Origin of the sequence: Agriterribacter sp. (genome assembly GCF_035444585.1) — a bacterium.
GTDB lineage: Bacteria > Bacteroidota > Bacteroidia > Chitinophagales > Chitinophagaceae > Agriterribacter.
On sequence record NZ_DAOMOZ010000310.1, the window covers coordinates 1 to 4,113 of the forward strand.

Genomic DNA, 4,113 nt, shown 5'->3' on the forward strand with positions numbered 1-4,113 from the left:
GCAATGATATTTCCCATTTCAGATGGGGGTTGCCCAGGTAGCTTGGAATGAGCGTTGACTGAAGACTTCCGTTAAGCACCGTGGTGCTGGGTAGTGTTTGCGCAATAGATTGATACTGCCCTATTTCCTGGTTACCTGAAGTACCATAGCTTGCACGAACCTTCAGATCGCTGATAATACTATTAACATTGTTTTTCATGAAGTCTTCTTCTGAAACCCTCCATGCAGCGCCTATAGAAGGAAAGAATGCATATTTATTATTGGCACCGAATTTAGAAGAGCCGTCATACCGGCCTGTGACCGTAAATAAATATTTATCGCTGATATTATAAGTAACACGTGCAAAATAAGAGTTCATCGCCCATTTATAATCCTGCGACTCCAGAGCGGAACGAACTGATCCGGCCTGTAAATAATGCCACTGGAAAATATCATCAATAAAATTCTGCGCTTCCGCTCTCATTCTTTCCTGGTTGAATTCCTGCCAGGAGGCGCCCAGTAAAGCCGTCATTTTATGACCATTATTAAATTCCCTGTTCCATGTAAGATAATTTTCAGACTGCCAGTAAATATTATTGTAAGCGTTCAGGTTGGCAACACCTCCCTGGTCCTGCGACAGGTTATGCAGATCTCCGGCAGAATAGAAATTATTTTTTTGATCATTCAGATTAAATCCAAAATCAGATTTAAAATCCAGGTTTTTCGTAATATGGAACAACAGGTAGGTATTGCCCTGTGTCTGAAAATTATTATTGAGCGTATACCTGTTTTCCGAAATATGCACAGGGTTTGCACCTCCTTCCAGCCCGTCAATATCGCTGTTGCCCGCCCAGGTGCCGTCGGGGTATTTTACCGGGAGAATAGGAACCTCTTCCGTAACCATACGCGGCACGTTCAACCCGCCGTTACCATCGGATACCATGCGCTGCCTCGACTTTATCAAAGAAAGATTACCGCCGATCTTCAGCCACCTGTTTACATCATTATCTAATGTAAACCTCGCAGAGTAGCGTTTAAAATTTGAATTCACCATTATGCCATCCTGGTCCAGATAACCCAGGGAAACGCTGAATAAAGTTTTCTCGCTGCCACCCTGGAAATTGAGCTGGTGACTGTGAGATAATGCCGGCTTATATACTTCCGACTCCCAGTTGGTATTGTAAAGCGGCTTGTCATTTTCGTCAAAAAGCAGGGGAAAGTTGGCATGATTCAAAGCTTTCGGGGGCGCCCATGTTCCGCCAAGCGGATCGAACTTCTGCCCGTTGGCAAAAGATAAATTGTATACATCAACAAATTCCTGTGCATCAAGTGCGGGTAAGTGCCGGTACAATTCGGCTATGTTTACATTGCCATCATATGTAACCCTCGTAGCTCCGCTTCTGCCCCGTTTGGTGGTGATCATAATTACACCATTGGCGCCGCGTGCACCATAAATAGCAGTAGAAGAAGCATCTTTTAATACTTCCAGCGAAGCAATATCATTGGGGTTAATGCTATTGCCATCAACGCCTGCCACACCATCTACTACATACAAAGGATCAAGACTTGAATTGATAGATCCCAATCCGCGTACTCTAACTTTGGCTCCGGCGCCGGGTGCGTTGCTGTTCACACTTACATCAACACCAGCCACTTTTCCCTGCAATGCCTGTGTAACATTGGGTACCGGCCTGTCCATCAGCTGCTCTGCCTTTACCACTGCAACCGATCCCGTGAGGTCGGATTTTTTTGCGGTACCATAACCTATTACCACTATATCAGTCAGGCTGCCCACATCGGGCAACAATACTATGTTTTGCAACGCGGCCGTATTGCTAACGGACACCTCCTTATTTTTAAAGCCAACGTAACTCAATACCAGCACAGCATCGGCACTGCTCACATTAATGGAAAAGCTGCCTGTTGCATCTGTGGTGGTTCCGTTATTGGTTCCTTTTTCCATAACGGTAACGCCGGGAAGCGGTTCACCATTGTCATTTTTTACTTTACCGGTAATGTCAATAGCTGCATTTCTTTTGAAACGATTCTCCGGACTTTTGAGTAGCAGGTTTCCATAGCCGTTTGCAAAAACCGGAATAAAAAGGCCAAAGACGATCACGAGGGTCATCCCGGCAGTAAGCAGGTACTTGTTGGGTAAAAGGCGTATACGCTGCGATACGCCGCATTCATTTCTTTTCATATGAGGTTCATTTAATTTAATGATCGCTGCCAGAGCGGCAGTTTGTTTTCTTTGCGGGAAACGGAGCCACGCTCCGTGTGTTTAATGCTATCAGGTAATTCTATCCATATGCAGGTAGTTTTAATAATGAATTATTAAAGAGGAAAGCCTATGCTATCCGTTCGTGTGTTGCATAATACTTGTATTCCCACGCGTTAATGGGCCTACTTGTTTGATATTATTTTAGCAGAATTGAGGGAGATCGGGAATTGATACAGGAAGAAATTATCTTAATGAAATACAAAATTAGGATAAAATCGTTACAAATCACCGGTAAAGCAAATAGCTTTTACGCAAAGGATCAACAACAGGTCCGGGTTTCCTCTTATACAATTCCTACTTCCAAATCATTGCTTATCTGCGGTCAAAGGAATATGAAATCTGTCAAATATTTCGCTATTGATTTGTTAACCTGCAAAAAAATGCACAAGTGTATTTTATAAAAAGCGGGGCTGATCATAAAGGTCGTTGAACGTCTTTGCGAGGGAGGAACGACCGAAGCAATCCCATTGAACGATAGAAGTTCAAGTATGTGAGATTGCTTGTCTTCGCTCGCAATGACGACCTTTTGGTCAGTCCCGCATGGGGCGTAAAGTAAAATTATTTTTATCTCTCCACCGTTAATACACCATTCATGATCCGCCAGTGCCCCGGGTAAGAGCAGATGTAAGGATAATCGCCCGGGATATCCGGCACACGGAACTTCAGGCTGAACTGCTGATCAGGATTAACCAACGGTGTTGCAAATAAAACATCCGGAACGGAAGGGATATACTGCATACTAATGCCTTCGGGTACCTGCGCAAGCTTATCTGCTGCGGCTCCTACCCTTTCCATGCTGCCGGGTTTGAGTATTAATAAATTGTGTTGCATGAAATCTATATTGGTAAGCACTATTTCCAGTATTGTTCCCGCTTTGGCAGTAATTTTTGTTTTTTCAAATTTCATTTGATTCTGCACTGTCTTCATCACAATTACCTGGTCGGGCTTACCCAGATCGGCTTTTTGCGATTCGGCAAGCAGGGCTTCCATACGTGCGTCATATACCCTGCCTATATTCCGTGCACTGTCTTCATAATTGCCTGCTTTTTTTGCGCCGCTGCTCCGGTAATCATTTGCTATGCGGATGCCGGCATCACGCAAGGGTATGGTGAACAACCCTTTTGCTTTTCCCGCAGCAACTTCTTTATCATTTAAAAACAATTCCATAACGCCCCCTTTTAAAAGTTTGGCAGTTACCGAAAAGGTATCGGCAACACTATCCCCGGATCGTATGGTATAGGATTGATTGTTTTGGTTAACCTGGAAATGCAATTTCCGGTCATTGTCAACATACACTGCATACCCGTTCAACTTATTGCCCTGGGCTGCAATTACGCCTTTCTTACGGTCATTGTTCAACTCCACATTTGCAGTAAAAAACAATTCTCTCCCCGTGAGATCGGGTAACAGGTCGGGCCTGATATAAGTATTCTGAGGCAGTGACAGTACATGCAATTGGGAACGCAGCATTATGCGATGGATCAATCCGGCCTTACCCAGTTCCACCTGTTCGCTGATGCCGCTGGCTTTAAATGCCTTTTCAAAGCCCTGCTGTTGTATGCCTGATGCGATGAACAAAGCTCTCTGGATCCATTTATCCTCAGCGCTGCCGCCCTCTTTGCTGGCCAGCTTAAATAAAGCTTGTCCCAATGCTTCCGATGGAGGAAGATCGCATGCTTTTAATACGGCAGCCAGCACCACGCGCAGGTCTTTATCTTCAAATGTACCCGCCCCGATCAGTGCTTTTGAAACTTCTTCCGTTGCCGGCAGCACCTGTATGGCAGCCCTGCGCACACCTGCAGCAGGGTGCTTCAATGCGCCAATGGCAACGCTTACCTCTTCTTTATTGTCAC

2 protein-coding genes are annotated in these 4,113 nt (G+C 44.9%); both read right to left on the bottom strand.

The genetic code is table 11. The annotated features are described in order from the left end of the window. On the bottom strand, positions 1 to 2,179 hold a 2,179-nt coding region (locus PLH26_RS20675; protein WP_324587919.1), incomplete at its 3' end, for a SusC/RagA family TonB-linked outer membrane protein. A gap of 645 nt (positions 2,180 to 2,824) precedes the next feature. Then, positions 2,825 to 4,113 (bottom strand): plastocyanin/azurin family copper-binding protein (locus PLH26_RS20680; RefSeq protein ID WP_324587920.1); only part of this gene is annotated, 1,289 nt, incomplete at its 5' end.